The organism is Serratia sp. SM04 (assembly GCF_040280225.1).
Taxonomy (GTDB): Bacteria; Pseudomonadota; Gammaproteobacteria; order Enterobacterales; family Enterobacteriaceae; genus Serratia; species Serratia sarumanii.
On sequence record NZ_JBEOQT010000021.1, the window covers coordinates 1097930 to 1114503 of the forward strand.

The 16574-nt window shown below is 63.0% G+C and carries 17 protein-coding genes; 13 read left to right on the forward strand and 4 right to left on the reverse strand.

Annotated elements, in window-relative coordinates; translation table 11 throughout:
• The 11 genes from narI to ABTW55_RS19690 all read left to right on the forward strand — a co-directional run bounded on the left by narI (position 1) and on the right by ABTW55_RS19690 (position 9549).
• Positions 1–678, forward strand: a complete 678-nt coding sequence (narI, locus tag ABTW55_RS19640; RefSeq protein WP_025303199.1) for a respiratory nitrate reductase subunit gamma — start codon at positions 1–3, stop codon at positions 676–678.
• Positions 679–951: 273 nt separating this feature from the next.
• The gene (locus ABTW55_RS19645; protein ID WP_060421449.1) at positions 952–1959 is read left to right on the forward strand and encodes a 3-oxoacyl-[acyl-carrier-protein] synthase III C-terminal domain-containing protein; all 1008 of its coding nucleotides are present in this window, start codon (positions 952–954) and stop codon (positions 1957–1959) included.
• Entirely contained in the window at positions 1956–2972 is a 1017-nt protein-coding gene (locus tag ABTW55_RS19650; RefSeq protein ID WP_049212717.1) for an NAD(P)-dependent oxidoreductase, read from the forward strand. The genes ABTW55_RS19645 and ABTW55_RS19650 overlap by 4 nt, the downstream gene beginning before the upstream one ends.
• Positions 2965–3771, forward strand: coding sequence for an MBL fold metallo-hydrolase (locus ABTW55_RS19655; protein ID WP_049212719.1), 807 nt, complete (start codon positions 2965–2967; stop codon positions 3769–3771). Before ABTW55_RS19650 ends, ABTW55_RS19655 begins: the two co-directional genes overlap by 8 nt.
• Positions 3768–5054: a F390 synthetase-related protein gene (locus tag ABTW55_RS19660; RefSeq protein WP_060421446.1), complete on the forward strand. Its 1287-nt coding sequence runs from the start codon at positions 3768–3770 to the stop codon at positions 5052–5054. The genes ABTW55_RS19655 and ABTW55_RS19660 overlap by 4 nt, the downstream gene beginning before the upstream one ends.
• The gene (locus ABTW55_RS19665; protein WP_033647711.1) at positions 5051–5668 is read left to right on the forward strand and encodes a phosphatase PAP2 family protein; all 618 of its coding nucleotides are present in this window, start codon (positions 5051–5053) and stop codon (positions 5666–5668) included. Before ABTW55_RS19660 ends, ABTW55_RS19665 begins: the two co-directional genes overlap by 4 nt.
• Positions 5665–6798: a sterol desaturase family protein gene (locus ABTW55_RS19670; RefSeq protein ID WP_060421440.1), complete on the forward strand. Its 1134-nt coding sequence runs from the start codon at positions 5665–5667 to the stop codon at positions 6796–6798. Before ABTW55_RS19665 ends, ABTW55_RS19670 begins: the two co-directional genes overlap by 4 nt.
• Positions 6791–7873: an acyl-CoA desaturase gene (locus ABTW55_RS19675; protein WP_060421437.1), complete on the forward strand. Its 1083-nt coding sequence runs from the start codon at positions 6791–6793 to the stop codon at positions 7871–7873. The genes ABTW55_RS19670 and ABTW55_RS19675 overlap by 8 nt, the downstream gene beginning before the upstream one ends.
• On the forward strand, positions 7870–8955 hold the full coding sequence (locus ABTW55_RS19680) for an acyl-CoA desaturase (RefSeq protein WP_060421434.1): 1086 nt from the start codon (positions 7870–7872) through the stop codon (positions 8953–8955). Before ABTW55_RS19675 ends, ABTW55_RS19680 begins: the two co-directional genes overlap by 4 nt.
• A 106-nt stretch (positions 8956–9061) precedes the next feature.
• The gene (locus tag ABTW55_RS19685; protein ID WP_025303190.1) at positions 9062–9286 is read left to right on the forward strand and encodes a hypothetical protein; all 225 of its coding nucleotides are present in this window, start codon (positions 9062–9064) and stop codon (positions 9284–9286) included.
• Positions 9283–9549: a hypothetical protein gene (locus ABTW55_RS19690; RefSeq protein ID WP_060421429.1), complete on the forward strand. Its 267-nt coding sequence runs from the start codon at positions 9283–9285 to the stop codon at positions 9547–9549. Before ABTW55_RS19685 ends, ABTW55_RS19690 begins: the two co-directional genes overlap by 4 nt.
• A 9-nt stretch (positions 9550–9558) precedes the next feature.
• Here ABTW55_RS19690 and ABTW55_RS19695 read toward each other — a convergent pair whose 3' ends face one another.
• Genes ABTW55_RS19695 through ABTW55_RS19705 form a run of 3 tightly spaced genes read right to left on the reverse strand, consistent with a single transcriptional unit; the run spans position 9559 to position 12136 of the window.
• Positions 9559–9711, reverse strand: coding sequence for a DUF2474 domain-containing protein (locus ABTW55_RS19695; protein WP_071605360.1), 153 nt, complete (start codon positions 9709–9711; stop codon positions 9559–9561).
• A 14-nt stretch (positions 9712–9725) separates the two neighbouring features.
• The gene (gene cydB / locus ABTW55_RS19700; protein ID WP_033634913.1) at positions 9726–10733 is read right to left on the reverse strand and encodes a cytochrome d ubiquinol oxidase subunit II; all 1008 of its coding nucleotides are present in this window, start codon (positions 10731–10733) and stop codon (positions 9726–9728) included.
• 2 nt (positions 10734–10735) lie between these two features.
• Complete coding sequence (locus ABTW55_RS19705; protein ID WP_060421427.1) at positions 10736–12136, reverse strand: cytochrome ubiquinol oxidase subunit I; 1401 nt, start codon at positions 12134–12136, stop codon at positions 10736–10738.
• A gap of 144 nt (positions 12137–12280) precedes the next feature.
• Here ABTW55_RS19705 and ABTW55_RS19710 point away from each other — a divergent pair, with 144 nt between their 5' ends.
• Complete coding sequence (locus ABTW55_RS19710) at positions 12281–13699, forward strand: PLP-dependent aminotransferase family protein (protein ID WP_033647705.1); 1419 nt, start codon at positions 12281–12283, stop codon at positions 13697–13699.
• Positions 13700–13714: 15 nt separating this feature from the next.
• Here the strand turns inward: ABTW55_RS19710 and ABTW55_RS19715 are convergent, their stop codons facing one another.
• On the reverse strand, positions 13715–14689 hold the full coding sequence (locus ABTW55_RS19715; protein ID WP_043147591.1) for an alpha/beta hydrolase: 975 nt from the start codon (positions 14687–14689) through the stop codon (positions 13715–13717).
• A gap of 655 nt (positions 14690–15344) precedes the next feature.
• Between ABTW55_RS19715 and ABTW55_RS19720 the strand changes: the two genes are divergently transcribed.
• Positions 15345–16559 (forward strand): aspartate aminotransferase family protein, encoded by a 1215-nt coding sequence (locus ABTW55_RS19720; protein WP_033647702.1) that lies wholly within the window; start codon positions 15345–15347, stop codon positions 16557–16559.
• Positions 16560–16574 lie beyond the last annotated feature (15 nt).

A 16574-nucleotide genomic window follows, 5' to 3' on the forward strand; every position in this document is an offset into this window, starting at 1 on the left:
ATGCAATTTTTGAATCAGTTCTTCTTCGATATTTACCCTTATCTGGCCGGCGCGGTATTCCTGATTGGCAGCTGGTTGCGTTACGACTACGGGCAGTACAGCTGGCGCGCCGGCTCCAGCCAGATGCTGGATAAAAAGGGCATGCGGCTGGCGTCCAACCTGTTTCACATCGGCATTATCGGCATCTTCGCAGGCCACTTCCTCGGCATGCTGACGCCGCACTGGATGTATGAGGCCTTCCTGCCGATCGACGTGAAGCAGAAGCTGGCGATGATCGCCGGCGGCGCCTGCGGCCTGATGACGCTGATCGGCGGCGCGCTGCTGCTGAAGCGCCGGTTGACCAACCCGCGGGTGCGCGCCACCAGCAGCTTCGCCGACATCATGATCCTGACGTTGCTGGTGGTGCAGGTGTGCCTCGGCCTGCTGACCATTCCGTTCTCCGCCCAGCATATGGACGGCAGCGAAATGATGAAGCTGGTGGCCTGGGCGCAGGCGGTGGTGACGTTCCACGCCGGCGCTTCCGCGCACCTGGAAGGGGTGGCGATTATCTTCAAACTGCACATGGTGCTGGGCATGACGCTGTTCGTGCTGTTCCCGTTCTGCCGCCTGGTGCATATCTGGAGTGCGCCGGTAGAGTATCTGACCCGCCGTTACCAGCTGGTGCGCAACCGCCGCTGAGCCTGACCCCGCCGCCGCCGATCGCCAGCGGCGGCGCTATTCTGATAATTCCCCCGCCGTCTGCCCATTCTCGCCGCCTTGTCGTAAACTAACTATCTCAGTCATGTTACGCTTATGCTTGCGCCGACGGACGTCGGCCCGTGGTAGCCGATAACAAGAGATAGCGCCTTGATGAAAGGCCTTTTGGGACATAAAAACCGGGGATGATCCGCATGGCCTTCGCGCCGCGCGGGAGAATCGCTTTATGGATAGTCAGGTTAATCAATAACAATAATGACCACACAATGTCGCTCACCCGAGCTGTTGCCTCTGAAAATCATCGCCACCGGGGCCGCGTTGCCGCCCAACCGCGTGGCCTCCTCTACGCTCGATGCCCGCCTGGGGAAACCGGCCGGCTACGTTGAAAAGCGTTCGGGCATCGTTTACCGCTATCACGCCGACGACGACGCCAGCCAGGCCGAGCTCGCCGCCGCCGCACTGCAAGACGCGCTGGCCCGCAGCACTATTCCGGTCGCTTCGATTGACCTGCTGATCTCCGCTTCGGCGATAGCGGTACAGGCGCTGCCGTGCTCTGCCGCGCATATTCTCAAGATCGCCGGATTGGCGCCGGGTACGCCGGGCTTCGACATCAACAGCAGCTGCGTCAGCTTTATCTCTGCGCTGCAGGTGGCGGCGGGGCTGTTGAACGCCGGGACGTATCGGCGTATCGCCATCGTCTCGGCGGATCTCGCTTCGCGCGGCATCGACTGGCAGCACGAAGAGTCGTCGCTGATCTTCGGCGACGGCGCCGCCTGCGCCATCGTGGAGCGCGGTGACGGCACAGGCGGCATCCTCGCCAGCCTGGTGGAAACCTATCCCGCCGGCAGCGAACTGTGCGAGATCCGCGCCGGCGGCACGCGCCGCAACCCGCGTGCCGGGATGTGCGAGCAAGACTTCCTGTTTCATATGCAGGGCAAACCGCTGTTCCGTCAGGCATCGGCGCTGATTGAGGACTACCTCGACCGGCTGCTGAGCGCCAGCGGCTTGACTCTGGGGCAGATCGCCACCGTGGTGCCGCACCAGGCCAGCCATTTGTCGCTCGAACATATGCGCAAACGGCTGCACGTCTCCAGCGAGGCGCTGGTGGACATCTACCGCCATCACGGCAACCAGGTGGCGGCCTCTATCCCGACCGCGCTGCATGCCGCCGTGACCAGCGGGCGCTTCAACCCCGGCCAGCCGGTGATGCTGATCGGCACCGCCGCCGGGCTGGCGCTGGCCGGCATGGTGTTGCTGCCATGAGGGTGCTAGTGACCGGGGCGACCAGCGGGCTGGGGCGCAACGCGGCGCAGTGGTTGCTGGAGGCCGGGCATCAGGTGCGAGCCACCGGCCGCGATGAGCGGGCCGGCGAAGCGTTGCGGCAGATGGGCGCTGAATTTTACTCGCGCGATCTGGCGCAGGCCACGCCGCAGCAGTGCCGGGAGCTGGTGACCGACTGCGAGTGGGTATGGCACTGTGCGGCCAAGTCTTCGCCCTGGGGCAGCAAAGCGGAATTTCACCGCATCAACGCCGCGGCGACGGAGAAACTGGCGGAGGCGGCCGGGCGCTGCGGCGTGCGGCGCTTCGTGCATATCTCCACGCCGGCAATCTACTTCGATTTTCAGCCGCATTACGATCTTGATGAGGGTTATCGCGCCCGGCGCTTCGCCAATCACTATGCCGCCAGCAAGCACGCCGCCGAGCAGCGGTTGTTGGCGCAGGCGAAAATCTACCCGCAAACCACCTATATTATGCTGCGGCCGCGCGGCCTGTTTGGCCCGCACGATCGGGTGATCGTGCCGCGGCTGTTGCAGCAGCTCGAACGCGATCGCGGCGTGCTGCGGCTGCCCGGCGGCGGGCAAGCGCTGCTGGATCTGACCTTTGCTCCCAACGTGGTGCACGCCATGGAGCTGGCCAGCCGGCAGCGCGGATTGCCGTCCGGCGCCGTGTATAACATCACCAACCACCAACCGCAGCGGCTGGCGGAGATGCTGGATGCACTGCTGCGCCAGGAGCTGGGGCTGCGTTACCGGCTGCAGGCCGTGCCTTACCCGCTGCTGCAGGCGCTGGCCGGCGGCATGGAGCTGTGGGCAACGCTGAGCGGCAAGGAACCGCTGCTGACGCGCTACAGCGTGGCGGCGGTGCATTTTGACATGACCCTGAGCCAGACCCGCGCGATCGAAGAGCTGGGCTATCGGCCGCGTTACTCGATGGAAGAGGGGATCCGCCTGACCGGCGAGTGGCTGCGGCAGCAAGGAGGCATACAGCATGGCTAAGGTCACCGTATTTGAAGTGGGCTATTGCACGCATATCGGCTGCATGGCGCTGCGCGGCGCCGGGTTCCGGGTGTGTAAATTCCCGGCGCGCGCCTATCTGCTGGAGGTGGGAGAGCGCCGCTGGCTGTGGGATACCGGCTATGCGCATTATTTTCAGCAGCACACGCAGTCGGGGCTGTTCAGCCTTTACCGCCGCATGACGCCGGTCTATTTCGATCCCGCCGAGTCGTTGGCGCATCAGCTGCGCGAAGCCGGTTACGCCGAAGGCGACATCCAGGCGCTGATCGTCTCGCACTTTCACGCGGATCACATCGCCGGGCTGCAGGATTTCAGCCGCCTCGATTTTATTTGCTGCGGCGAAGGCTGGCAGCAAACCCGCGGGCTGCGCGGTTTCGCGGCGCTCAAGCGCGCCTTTATTCCCGGCCTGATCCCGGCGGATTTCGAGAGCCGCCTGCAGTTTATGGAGTCTTTTCCCTCGGTGGCGTTGCCCGCACTGCTGGCGCCGTTCGATCGCGGTTACGCGCTGCCGGGCAGTGAAGGACAAATCGTGCTGGTGCCGCTGCCGGGGCATGCGGCCGGCCATATCGGCGCCTTTATCCTCACCGACGCCGGCTGGACGCTGTTGGCCAGCGACGCCGCCTGGTCGCCGCAGAGCTACCAGACGCTGCGCGGACCCTCGCGCCTGGCCAATCTGGTGATGGACGATGCGGCGGCGTACACCCGCACGCTGGAGCGGCTTAACCAACTGTGGGCGGGCGGCCAGGTCAACATTTTGCTGTGCCACGAGGGGGACCTGTGATCCCCTTCATGACCCTTTGGCACTACTTCCGCGCCCGGCGCCTGCGCTTTGGCGATCGTGCGGCGCTGGAGGCGCATCAGGCCCGGCAGCTCGCGGGCTTTGCCCGCCGGGTGCTGAGCAAGAGCCCCTATTTTCAGTGTTTCAGCCGCCGGCCGTTCGCCGAATGGCCGCAGATGGACAAGGCGCTGATGATGGCGCAGTTCGACCGGATGAATACCGCCGGGCTGAGCCGGGAGGCGGTGCTGGCCTGCGCGCAGCGCAGCGAGGCGGATCGCGATTTCACGCCAAAGATCGGGCGCTACAGCGTCGGGTTGTCGTCCGGCACCTCTGGGCAGCGCGGCGTGTTTGTCGTCAGCCCGCGCGAACAGCAGGTGTGGGCCGGCGGCATGCTGGCGAAGATGCTGCCGGACGGGCTGCTGGCCGGTGAGCGTGTCGCGCTGTTTCTGCGGGCGGACAATAATCTCTATCACAGCGTAAACAACCGTTGGCTGAGCCTGGCGTTTTACGATTTGCTGGCGCCGTTCAGCGAGCATCTGCCCTCACTGGAACGGCAGGCGCCCAGCATCATCGTGGCGCCGGCGCAGGTGCTGCGCGCCCTGGCGCTGGCGGTGCTGGCCGGGCAGGTGAAGCTGCCGGTCAAAAAAGTGATTTCGGTCGCCGAGGTATTGGAAGAACAGGATCGCCGCCTGCTGATGCAGGTGTTTCCGGCGGTTGGCGAAGTGTATCAGGCTACCGAGGGGTTTCTGGCCGCGACCTGCGCGCACGGCACCCTGCATCTGAACGAAGAGTTTTTGCATATTGAACCGCAGTGGATCGACGAACTGCGTTTCACGCCGCTGATCACTGATTTCACCCGCAGCACGCAGCCGATCGTGCGTTATCGGCTGGACGATGTGCTGGTACTGCGCAAGGAACCCTGCCCGTGCGGGCAGCCGACGCGCGCGATCGCGCGTATCGAAGGGCGGCGCGACGATCAGCTGATGCTGCCCGATGCGCAGCGGCAACCGCAGGCGGTGTTCGCCGATGCCTGCAGCCGGACGATCGCCAATGCGCTGCCGCTGACCAGCGATTACCGCCTGATCCAGCGCGGCGAGCAGCGGCTGGAGTTGATCGCCGATTGCAGCCCGGCGGCGTTGGCGCACTGCCAGGCGCAGCTGATCGCGCTGTTCGCTCGCCAGGGCATCGCCACCGATCGGCTCGAATGGCGGTTGACGGCGCAGGCGGTGTTGCCGCAGTTCGATCGCAAGCGGCGGCGCATCGTGCGCCAGGCGGAGGAAGCATGAAAAATACGCTGTTCAGGCTAGGGCACATGTTGCTCGGCTGGGGGACGGTCGGGGTGGTGTATAGCCTGACCGATCGCCTGCAGGGGACGGGAACTTTGTTGCCGCCGTCGGCGCTTGATCGGGCGATCCCGTTCAGCCCGGCGGCCATTTGGCTTTACCTGTCGTTCTTCCTCATCGTCCCGGCGGGCTATTTGCTGGCGCCGCTGCAGCGAATCAAATGGCTGACGCTGGCGATGCAGCTGACGGCGCTGGGCGCCGGGGCTGTTTACCTGCTGTGGCCGACCACCATGGCCTATCCGCGGAACGATGGCGTTGGGATCAGCGCACAGCTGCTGGCGGCGTTAACCCAGGTGGATTCGCCGCAGAACTGCCTGCCTTCGTTGCATATGGCGCTGACGGTGCTGGCGGTGTGGGCGTTGAGCGACGGCGAGCGCAAAGTGCGAACGGCGCTGTGGATGCTGTGGGGCGTGGCGATCGCGTTCTCCATTCTGCAGCTGCGCCGCCATTTGTTTGTCGATCTGGCCGGCGGCGCGCTGCTGGCGCTGTGCGCCGGGTGGTTGGCCCTGCGCATCAAGACCCTGCGCCGGCGGGTGGTTAAAGGAGAAATGGGATGAGCGATCTGGCGTTGCCGATAGTGTTCATGCTGTTCATCGTGGTGGCCGAGGCGGTGGCGCTGCAGTGGGGGCGCCGTGAGCCGGTCAACTGGCACGATCTGGTGTTTAACCTGAACTCCGGCCATATCATGCTGTGGCTGTTCCGCGGGCTGGAGATCACCTGCTACGGCTACGTGGCCGCGCATTTCAGTCTGGGGCTGCTGAATGCCTGGCCGCCGCTGCTGATGTGGCTGTTCGCCCTGCTGGCGTGGGACTTCGGTTTCTACTGGCTGCACCGTCTGCATCACCGTTTCCGCGTGCTGTGGGCGGTACACGTGGTGCACCATCAGGGGGAGCACTTCAACCTGTCGCTGGGGGTGCGCAACTCCTGGTATTCGTCGTTGACGTCGATCCCGTTCTTTTTGCTGCTGGCGCTGGCGGGCGTGCCGCTGTCGGTGTTCGTCACGGTGTCGATTTTTCACTACAGCATTCAGCTGTTTAACCACAATGCGCTGACGCCGAAGCTGGGCGTGCTGGAAAAAATCCTGGTCACGCCGGCGCACCACCGGGTGCACCACGTCAAGGACATGGCGTATTCCAATAAGAACTTCGGCGGCAGCTTTATCTTCTGGGACAAGCTGTTCGGCACGTTCTGCCCGGCGTTGCCGACCACGCCGTTCAGCTACGGCGTCGGGGGCGATCGGCCGTCCGCCAACCCGTTCTGGGCGAGCAATCTGCCGTTTCTGCGCTATTTCCGTCTGGCATGGCGCCCGGCGCCGGGCCGGCCGCGCGACCGCCGTTCGGCGCTCAGCGTCTTCAGCGGCGCCATGCTGCTGTTCTCGTTGGTGGTCGGTTACGTCTACCAATACGGTTACGGCTACGGCGACATCAGCTGGCCGCAAATGGCGCTGCTGGTGCTGCTGGCGTTGGGCTCGGTAGCGCTGGGTGGCATGACGGAAGGGCGGCGGTGGGCGAGCGCCGTCTGGCTGCTGATCGCTCTGGGCATGCCGCTGCTGTTTATCGGCTATCTTGGCTGGCCGCAGCGCTATTGGCATATCGCCATGGCCGCCGTGGCGCTGCATGCCCTGTGCGTGGCGCTGGGCTGGGGGCGAGTGGCCGCGCCGGCCGCCGTGGAGGAACCGCATGGCTGACTTATTGCCGCCGCTGCGTTTTCCCGCCGATGGCGAGCAGGCGTTTCACCGCGATCTCAAGCGCGCGGCGCACGCCTGCCTGGCGGGCGATCATCGCTATGCCGATGCCGCGCGATTGGCCAAGGCCGCGCTGTTGCTGGCGCTGTGCGTCGGGTTTTATGCCCTGAGCCTGATGCAGCATCAGCCCTGGGCGTTTTTCCTCTGCTATTTCCTGTTCGTGGCCATGGGCATGCTGCTCAACGTCAACGTCAACCACGATGCTTCGCATAACGCCTTCTTGCGCGCGCCCTGGGCCAATCGCCTGGTGGGGCGGCTGGTGACGCTGCCGCTGGGCGTCGATCCGGACTATTGGCGCACGCGGCACGTGGATTACCACCACGTTTACGCCAACGTCGAACACTACGATCTGGACACCGAAGAGAACGGCTTTTTCCGCCAGACGCCGTTCCAGCGCTGGCGGCCGCATATGCGCTATCAGCATCTGTACTGGCCGCTGATCGCCGCGCTCTCGCTGCCCTACATCGCGTGGATTTTCGATTGGTCCGATCGGCTCGATAAAACGCCGCTGCGGGAAAAACGCGTGCTGGCGGGGCGCGGCGGTTGGACGCTGTTCGTGCTGTGCAAATTGCTTCATGTGGCGCTGGTGCTGGTGGTGCCGCTGATCCTGTGCCACCGGCACGGCATCGGTTGGGGCTGGGTGCTGTTGGCTTACGTGCTCAGCCAGATGTTTGCCTCGCTGCTGGTGGTGTTCCTGCTGCTGGGCACCCACTGGGCGCAGGCCGAGTTTTACCCGGCGCCGGCGGGTGACAGCATGCCGCACGGTTGGTACCGGCACAATTTCGCCACCGCCTGCGACTGGCAGCCCGAGCCGCGCTGGCTGGAGCACCTGACCGGCGGGCTGAACTATCACCTGACCCATCACCTGTTTCCCGGCTGGAATCACCGCCACTACCCGGCGCTGGCCGCCGCAGTGGCGGAAGTGGCGCATCGGCACGGCATGGCGTACCGCTGCATCGGCTATCGCGAACTGCTGGCGCAGCAACAGCGCTTCTTACGCCGGATGGGGCAGCCATGAAGCCGCTGCGTCCGTTAGCCTACCGGCGTGACGACAGTGGGCTACATCGTGCGCTGATGCAGGCCGCCCAGCATTATTTGACGGCCAACGGCGATCACCGCTTCGCCGACGGCGGCATGCTGGCGAAGGTGGCGCTGCTGCTGGCGCTGTGCGGCCTGTGTTACGGGTTGAGCCTGCAGCAGCAAAACGGCTGGGCGTTTTTCGCTTGCTACTTCGGTTTTATCTTTATCGGCATGTTCCTGACGGTGAACGTGGTGCACGATGCCTCACATAACGCGTTTTTCCGTCGGCCCTGGGCCAACCGCTGGCTGAACGCCCTGGTGAGCGTGCCGCTGGGGCTGGATCCCGACTGCTGGCGTGTGCGGCACGTGCTGTTCCACCATGCCCATAACAATATCGAACATTACGACCCCGACATCGACGCCAACGGCGTGCTGCGGCAAACGCCGTTCCAGCGCTGGCGGCCCTTTATGCGCGCCCAGCGCTACTATTGGCCGCTGGTGGCGGCGCTGACGTTCCCGTACTACATCTGGCTGTTCGACTGGCTGGATCGGGCGGGCCGTACCCGCGTGGCGGCACGCATGGCGCAGCAGGGTGTGCGCGGCTGGTGCGGATTTCTGGCGGGCAAGGCGGCGCACCTGCTGCTGGCGCTGGCGATCCCGTGCTGGCTGCTGCCGCCGGCCATCGGCATCGGGCAAATCCTGCTGGTCTATTTGCTGAGCCAGATGCTTTCGTCATTGCTGTTCGTGATGTTGATCATCGGCACCCACTGGGCCAAGGCCAATTTTTACCAGGCGCCGGCGCAGGGTGCGATGCCGCACGGCTGGTATCACCATGTGTTCGCCACCACCTTCGACTGGCTGACCCGGCCGCGTTGGCTGGGATACTGGCTCGGCGGGGCGAACCTGCATTTGACGCATCATCTGTTCCCGCACTGGAGCCACCGTCATTACCCGGCGCTGAGCCGCATCATCGGCGAGGTGGCGCCGCGTTTCGGCATCGACTACCGCCTGCTGGAGCTGGAGGAGCTGTTGCGCCTGCAGCAGCGCTTCCTCAGCGCGATGGGGCGCAAACCGCATTAGCGTTGCATGCGGATTGTGCGAGGTGTTACGCAGTTCACTAATTGAACGATAGTTGCCCTTCCAGTAGACTTTCCCCCTGTGAATCAACGGCCACAGGAGGTGGACTATGCGCAGCTTGCCGATTCGGTTATCGAATAAAATTGATGATGATCTGAACGATATTGCCCGGCGTCATGGGATGGAAAAAACCGAGGTAATCAAAATGGCGTTTGCACTGATTACCCTTGCCGATAAGTACTGGATGAAACAGGATGGTACTTCTCTTGGCATTGTACGGGAGAAGGGTGAACAGCTTGAAGCGGTGGGGCGGGTCGTGGAGATCTTCCCATGAACATCGAAAGCCGTAATCTGCGCGATGAGGCCAGCCAGGTTTATCTGGAGCAGGTGTTGGTCTTCGACGAAATGGAGCGTCTGCGCTTGGCGCGCCAGGTATTGTGCGGGATATTCGCGGTCAGCGTGGGCGTATTCGCCGCCCACGCGTATTGGGACAAAAATGAAGTGCTCGGACAAACGTTCGAACTGGTGAAGATCGGCGCCTTGCCGCTGGTCACGCTGGTGGTTTCCTTCTACTTTCCCACCAGCGCGGCCAGATAAGGCGCCGCGTCAATGCGACTTCATGCCCGCCGCGGTCATCAGCAGGCGGAACAGCGAGGCGACCACGAACAGCCCCAGCACGCTGGCGCTCCAGATGATCACCAGCCAGCCGATGCGTTTCCACCAGGGCGCCGGCGCGGCGGTTGCCGTTTTATCTTGCATAGCGTCCTCCCTTCTCAGTGATAGCCGTGTTCATGGCTGATCTTGCCGCGGAACACGTAGTAGCTCCAGAAGGTGTAGACCAGAATGATCGGGATGATGAACAGCGCGCCCACCAGCATAAAGCCGAGGCTCTGCGGCGGGGCGGCGGCGTCCCAAAGGCTGATGGCCGGTGGGATCAGGTGCGGCCAGATGCTGATGCCAAGCCCGCTCAGGCCGAGGAACACCAGCAGCAGCGTCAGCATGAACGGCGAGTAGTGCGCGCCGCGTTTCACCCCGCGCTGAATTCCCCAGGCGCTGAGCAGCACCAGCACCGGCACCGGCAGCAGCCAGAACAAATTCGGCAGCGTAAACCAGCGGGCGGCGATTTCCGGATGCGCGATCGGCGTCCAGATACTGACCGCGGCCAGCACCAGCAACAGGATCGCCAGCAGCGGCGTCGCCAGATGATACATGCGCGCCTGCAGATCACCGGCGGTTTTCATCACCAGCCAGGTGCAGCCTAGCAGGGCGTAGGTCACCACCAGCCCCAGCCCGCAGAACAACGCGAACGGCGTCAGCCAGTCCAGTGCGCCGCCGGCGTAGGTGCGGCCTTCGACCGGGAAGCCGTTGATCACGGCGCCCACCACCACACCCTGGCTGAAGGTGGCGAAGATTGAGCCCCAGATGAACGCCTTGTCCCAGATATGGCGTTTCTCCGGCGTCGCCTTGAAGCGAAACTCGAAGGCCACGCCGCGGAAAATCAGCCCGATCAGCATCAGCGTCAGCGGGATCGCCAGCGCGTCGAGGATCACCGAGTAGGCCAACGGGAAGGCGCCGAACAGCGCGGCGCCGCCCAGCACCAGCCAGGTCTCATTGCCGTCCCACACTGGGGCGACGGTGTTCATCATCAGATCGCGGTCGCCGCTCTCTTTCACCCACGGAAACAGGATGCCGATGCCCAGGTCGAAACCGTCCATCACCACGTACATCATGGTACTGAACACGATGATCACAAACCAAATCAGCGGAAGATCGATGCCCATGTTCAGCTCCTGTCGTCCAGAGTATCGTTGACCGCGGACAGCGGACGCGCCGGCCGGCCCTCGGTATTGTCTTCTTGGTGTTCATGCGGCTGCGGCCCTTTGCGGATCAGGCGCATCATGTAGGAATAGCCCACGCCGAACACCGAGCAGTAGACGATGATGAACGCCAGCAGGCTGATGCTCATGTGCAGATCGCCGTGCGCGGAGACCGCGTCCTTGGTGCGCAGCAGGCCGTACACCACCCACGGCTGGCGGCCGATCTCGGTGGTGAACCAGCCCGCCAGCAGCGCCAGCAGCCCGGAAGGACCCATCCACAGGATGAAGTACAGGAACGGACGCGACTGATACAGCCCGCCGCGCCAGCGCAGCCACAGGCTCCACACCCCGGCCAGGATCATCAGCATGCCCAGCCCGACCATGATGCGGAACGACCAGAACACCACGGTGGAGTTGGGGCGATCTTCCGGCGGGAAGGATTTGAGCGCCGGTACCTGTTCGGTCAGGCTGTGGGTCAGGATCAGGCTGCCGAGGTACGGTACTTCCAGCTTGAAGCGGGTCTCTTCGCGCTCCATGTCCGGCCAGCCGACCAGGATCAGCGGCGTGGCTTCGCCCGGCGGGTTTTCCCAGTGGCCTTCGATGGCGGCGATCTTCGCCGGCTGGTGTTTCAGCGTATTCAGGCCATGCGCATCGCCGATCAGCGCCTGCACCGGCGCGACGATCAGCGCCATCCACATCGCCATCGACAGCATTTTGCGCATCGCCGGGGTATCGCGGCCGCGCAGCAGATGCCAGGCGGCGGAGGCGCCGACGAAGAACGCCGAGGAGAGGAAGGCGGCGGTGGACATGTGCAGCAGGCGGTACGGGAAGGACGGGTTGAAGATCACCTTCAGCCAGTCGACCGGTACCACCTGGCCGTTGATGATTTCATGCCCCTGTGGCGTCTGCATCCAGCTGTTGGAAGCCAGGATCCAGAAGGTGGAGATCAGCGTGCCGAGCGCCACCATGCAGGTGGCGAAGAAGTGCAGGCCGGGGCCGACGCGGTTCCAGCCGAACAGCATTACGCCGAGGAAACCGGCTTCGAGGAAGAAGGCGGTCAGCACTTCATAGGTCAGCAGCGGCCCGGTAATGCTGCCGGCGAACTCGGAGAAGAAGCTCCAGTTGGTGCCGAACTGATAGGCCATCACCAGCCCGGACACCACGCCCATGCCGAAGTTGACGGCGAAAATCTTTGACCAGAAGTAGTAAAGCTCACGGTAGGCTTCATTGTGCGTTTTCAACCATAATCCTTCCAGCACCGCCAGATAGCTGGCTAAACCGATGGTGATGGCGGGGAAGATGATATGGAAAGACACGGTGAAGGCGAACTGTATTCTGGCGAGTTCCAGTGCATCAAGACCCAGCATGGCGCCTCCTAGGGTTGAACATAAATTAACCTCTTGAGTATAGCTGTCATTTTTATGTGAAATACTTGGCGTTAAGTTAAGCACGGAGTACAGTGACTATAATAGTGACAGTTATTTTACTTTTTCATATAACAGTTAATGGTTATGACCCGATACGAGCAGCTTGCGCAGCAGATTAGAGAACAGATCCAGAACCGGGTGTGGCGGGCGGGCGACAAGCTGCCTTCGCTGCGCGAGAGCGGCAAACGCGCCGGACTGAGCCTGATGACGGTGGTGCAGTCTTACCAACTGCTGGAGAGCCAGGGGTGGATCGTCGCCCGCCCGCAGTCGGGCTACTACGTGGCGGCGCGCCCGCAGCCTCTGCCCCAGCCTTCGCGCGGCGAGAAGCTGTTGCTGAGCGAGCAGGTGGACATCAACGCCTTTATTTTCGACGTGCTGCAGGCCTGCAAGGATCCGGATATCGTGCCTTTCGGTTCGGCCTTTCCCGACGCCACGCTGTTCGCCCAGCCGAAGCTGGCGCGCGCGCTGAGCAGCGTGGCGCGCAAGTTCACGCCGCACAGTTCGCTGGCCAACCTGCCGCCGGGCAACGACGCGCTGCGGCGGCACATCGCCCAACGCTATGCGCTGAGCGGCATGCAGGTCGCGCCGGACGAAATCGTCATCACCGCCGGGGCGATGGAGTCGCTCAGCCTCAGCCTGCAGGCGGTGACCCAGCCGGGCGACTATGTGGCGATCGAATCGCCGGCGTTTTACGGCGCGCTGCAGGCGCTGGAACGGCTGCGGTTAAAGGCGGTGGCGATCGCCACCCATCCGCAGGACGGCATCGATCTGGACGCGCTGCAGCAGGCGGTGGACCAGTATCCGATCAAAGCCTGCTGGCTGATGACCCATTTCCAGAACCCGCAGGGCGCCACCCTGCCGGAGGCCAACAAGCAACGGCTGGTGACGCTGCTGCGCGAACGGCAGATCTCGCTGATTGAAGACGACGTCTACGGCGAACTGTACTTCAGCGCGGAACGGCCGCTGCCCGCCAAGGCGCTCGACAGCGGCGGCCAGATCCTGCACTGCTCGTCGTTTTCCAAATGCCTGGCGCCGGGCTTTCGCGTCGGCTGGGTGGCGGCGGGGCGTTATGCGCAGCAGATCCAGCGTTTGCAGCTGATGAGCACCGTTTCCACCAGCGTGCCGACCCAGATGGCGCTGGCGGATTATCTGCTGCACGGCGGCTACGATACCCATCTGCGGCGGTTGCGGCGCCTGCTGGCCCAGCGCCAAAGCGCGATGCGTCAGGCGATCGCCCACCATTTCCCGCCGACGGTGAAGGTCAGCCAGCCCGACGGCGGCTACTTCCTGTGGCTGGAGCTGGATCCGGCGCTGTCGTCGATGGAACTGTACCGGCGGGCCCTTTCCCGGGGCATCAGCATCGCGCCGGGGCGCATGTTTACCACCGGCGACCATTTCAACCACTGCTTCCGTCTCAACGCCTCTTTTGAATGGAACGACCGCTTTGAAGAGGCGATCAAAACCTTAGCCAAGCTTATCCGGGGGCTAGCGGCGGCAGGCTGAACGGCACACCTGGCGTCAGGACAGATAGTGCTTCAACGCGCGCCCGGCCTGGTGGATCGCCGAATGCACCGCCGGGACGTGGGCGAGCGGATTCAACAGGCCGTAGTCGTGGATCAGCCCGTTATAGCGGGTGGAGGTGACCTCGACGCCGGCGGCATCGAGCAGACGCGCGTAGGCTTCGCCCTCATCGCGCAGCACGTCCAGCTCGGCGGTTTGCACCAGCGCCGGCGGCAACCCCCGCAGCTGGTCCGGCGTGGCGTTGAGCGGCGAGGCGTAGATATCTTTGCGCTGCGCCTTATCGGGCGCGTAGCTGTCCCAAAACCACTTCATCATGTTGCGGGTCAGGAAATGGCCTTCGGCAAACTGATGATAGGAATCGGTATCAAACTGGGCGCGGGTGACGGGCCACAGCAGGATCTGGCAGCGCAGCGCCGGTATGCCTTTCTGTTTGGCCATCAGGCTGACCACCGCCGCCATATTGCCACCGGCGCTGTTGCCGACCACCGCCAGCCGCGAGCCGTCGACGTTGATCTTCTCGCCGTACTCGGCCACCCATTCGGTGGCGGCGTAAGCCAGGTTGATCGCCTCAGGGTAGCGCACCTCCGGTGAGCGGGGATAATTGACGAACACCGCCGCCGCACCTGAGCTGTGCACCAGATCGCGCACCAGCCGTTCATGGGTGGGAAAATCGCCCAGCACCCAGCCACCACCGTGGAAGAACATGAATACCGGCAGCGCCTCTTTGACCCTGGCCGGCCGCACCAGCTGCAGCAGAATATCCTGACCTTCTACGTGAATGGTTTTCTCGCTGATCTCGACCTCGCGCAGCGGCACCTCGACGCTGCGTTGCGCGTCCTCCAACACCCTGCGCGCCTCTTTGGGCTTCATCTGTTCCATAGGTTTACCGCCGCCGGCATTCAGCGCGTCGAGAAACGCGCGGATGTCGTGTTGGGCGTGCGGCTGGCTGAGATCGACGGTTTTCTTGGGCATGGGGACTCCTTGTGCGCAGAAGAGAAGGGGCGGTCAGGATCACAGTGTAGTCGCTGGCGCACAAAGCAGGAGCCGCGGCCAGCGTGGCCCCTTTTGACCGGTGGGGTCTCGCGTCGCTGCCGCGATGCACCATTCTGGCGCACCGCTGCACCCGCTGGGGGCAAAAAGTGTGATAGCGAGCAAATCGGACGAAATTATTTTTGCGAGCCCGATCAGAAATCCTGAAGTTTTTCGCAATTGAATAGGATTTCGCGCGCAATGATGATTTTAGGCCTTATTTTTTAATTTATGCATTACCAATGCATAGAAAATGAATAACTATGCAATATAAGCCGTTGTTTTAACGTCAAAAATAGCAAAATCCGGTAAAAATCCCGTTTTGGCACGATAGCTGCTCTACACTCTTTATCAAACGACATGTATTTTAACTGCTCGTTAACATTTACTCCCCGCTCAGGGACCGGATATACGCCATAAATAGTGAAAAACCGATTTTATGTAACAGATTTGTTTCTAAATCAGCGGTAAGGGGCAGCATTTTCTCCGCCGTGAAAGTCGGTTTTGAACAACGGTTTTTTTGCAATGTGGCGGCCTAGCCGGGCCTGAGCGGCCCTTACAGTCAAAATTCAGCCTTTGCTGAGATTATGAGGTCACTATGGAACAGCCAATCGCAGTTACCCGCCAGTCTTTCGATGACTGGATGGTCCCGGTTTATGCCCCTGCCGATTTTATTCTGGTGCGGGGAGAAGGCTCGCAGGTGTGGGATCAGCAGGGTAAGTCTTACATCGACTTCGCCGGCGGCATCGCGGTTAACGCGTTGGGGCATGCGCACCCGGCGGTCAAGGCGGCGCTGGTGGAGCAGGCGGGCAAACTGTGGCATCTGGGCAATGGCTATACCAACGAACCGGTACTGCGCCTGGCCAAAAAATTGATCGACGCCACCTTCGCCGACAAGGTGTTCTTCTGCAACTCGGGCGCCGAAGCCAACGAAGCGGCGCTGAAACTGGCGCGCAAGCATGCGCACGACCAGCACGGCGCCGGTAAAGATCAGATTGTGGCGTTCAACAACGCGTTCCACGGCCGCACGCTGTTTACCGTGTCCGCCGGCGGCCAGCCAAAATACTCGCAGGACTTTGCGCCGCTGCCGGGCGGCATCACCCATACGCCGTACAACGATCTGGCCGCGGCGGCCGAGCTTATCAACGATCGCACCTGCGCGGTGATCGTCGAGCCGATCCAGGGCGAGGGCGGCGTGCTGCCGGCGGAAGCCAGTTTCCTGCAGGGGCTGCGTGAGCTGTGCGATCGCCATAATGCGCTGCTGATCTTCGACGAAGTGCAGACCGGCGTCGGCCGCACCGGCCACCTGTATGCCTACATGCAGTACGGCGTGGTACCGGACGTGCTGACCACCGCCAAAGCGCTGGGCGGCGGCTTCCCGATCGGTGCCATGCTGACCACCGATGCGCTGGCGAAAACGCTGGGCGTCGGCACCCACGGCACCACCTACGGCGGCAACCCGCTGGCGACGGCGGTGGCGGGGACGGTGTTCTCAATCATCAACACCCCGGAAGTGCTGGAGGGCGTCAAACAGCGTCACCAGTGGTTTATCGACGGGTTGAACGACATCAACCGTCAGTACCCGATCTTCGCCGACATTCGCGGCGGCGGTTTGCTGATCGGCTGCCAATTGACGAAAGACTATGCCGGCAAAGCGAAGCAGATCACCCAACTGGCCAACGAAGAAGGCGTTATCGCGCTGATCGCCGGCCCGGACGTGGTGCGTTTCACGCCGTCGCTGATCATCCCTGAGCAGGATGTGAAAGAGGGGCTGGCGCGATTCGCGCGCGCCGTGGCGCGCATTTGCAGCTAATCAGCGGGCTGCGCC

Coding starts and splice junctions, on each gene's coding strand:
- narI (WP_025303199.1), top strand. CDS start 1: ATGCAATTTTTGAATCAGTTCTTCTTCGATATTTACCCTTATCTGGCC.
- ABTW55_RS19645 (WP_060421449.1), top strand. CDS start 952: ATGACCACACAATGTCGCTCACCCGAGCTGTTGCCTCTGAAAATCATC.
- ABTW55_RS19650 (WP_049212717.1), top strand. CDS start 1,956: ATGAGGGTGCTAGTGACCGGGGCGACCAGCGGGCTGGGGCGCAACGCG.
- ABTW55_RS19655 (WP_049212719.1), top strand. CDS start 2,965: ATGGCTAAGGTCACCGTATTTGAAGTGGGCTATTGCACGCATATCGGC.
- ABTW55_RS19665 (WP_033647711.1), top strand. CDS start 5,051: ATGAAAAATACGCTGTTCAGGCTAGGGCACATGTTGCTCGGCTGGGGG.
- ABTW55_RS19670 (WP_060421440.1), top strand. CDS start 5,665: ATGAGCGATCTGGCGTTGCCGATAGTGTTCATGCTGTTCATCGTGGTG.
- ABTW55_RS19675 (WP_060421437.1), top strand. CDS start 6,791: ATGGCTGACTTATTGCCGCCGCTGCGTTTTCCCGCCGATGGCGAGCAG.
- ABTW55_RS19680 (WP_060421434.1), top strand. CDS start 7,870: ATGAAGCCGCTGCGTCCGTTAGCCTACCGGCGTGACGACAGTGGGCTA.
- ABTW55_RS19685 (WP_025303190.1), top strand. CDS start 9,062: ATGCGCAGCTTGCCGATTCGGTTATCGAATAAAATTGATGATGATCTG.
- ABTW55_RS19690 (WP_060421429.1), top strand. CDS start 9,283: ATGAACATCGAAAGCCGTAATCTGCGCGATGAGGCCAGCCAGGTTTAT.
- ABTW55_RS19695 (WP_071605360.1), bottom strand. CDS start 9,711: ATGCAAGATAAAACGGCAACCGCCGCGCCGGCGCCCTGGTGGAAACGC.
- cydB (WP_033634913.1), bottom strand. CDS start 10,733: ATGGGCATCGATCTTCCGCTGATTTGGTTTGTGATCATCGTGTTCAGT.
- ABTW55_RS19705 (WP_060421427.1), bottom strand. CDS start 12,136: ATGCTGGGTCTTGATGCACTGGAACTCGCCAGAATACAGTTCGCCTTC.
- ABTW55_RS19710 (WP_033647705.1), top strand. CDS start 12,281: ATGACCCGATACGAGCAGCTTGCGCAGCAGATTAGAGAACAGATCCAG.
- ABTW55_RS19715 (WP_043147591.1), bottom strand. CDS start 14,689: ATGCCCAAGAAAACCGTCGATCTCAGCCAGCCGCACGCCCAACACGAC.
- ABTW55_RS19720 (WP_033647702.1), top strand. CDS start 15,345: ATGGAACAGCCAATCGCAGTTACCCGCCAGTCTTTCGATGACTGGATG.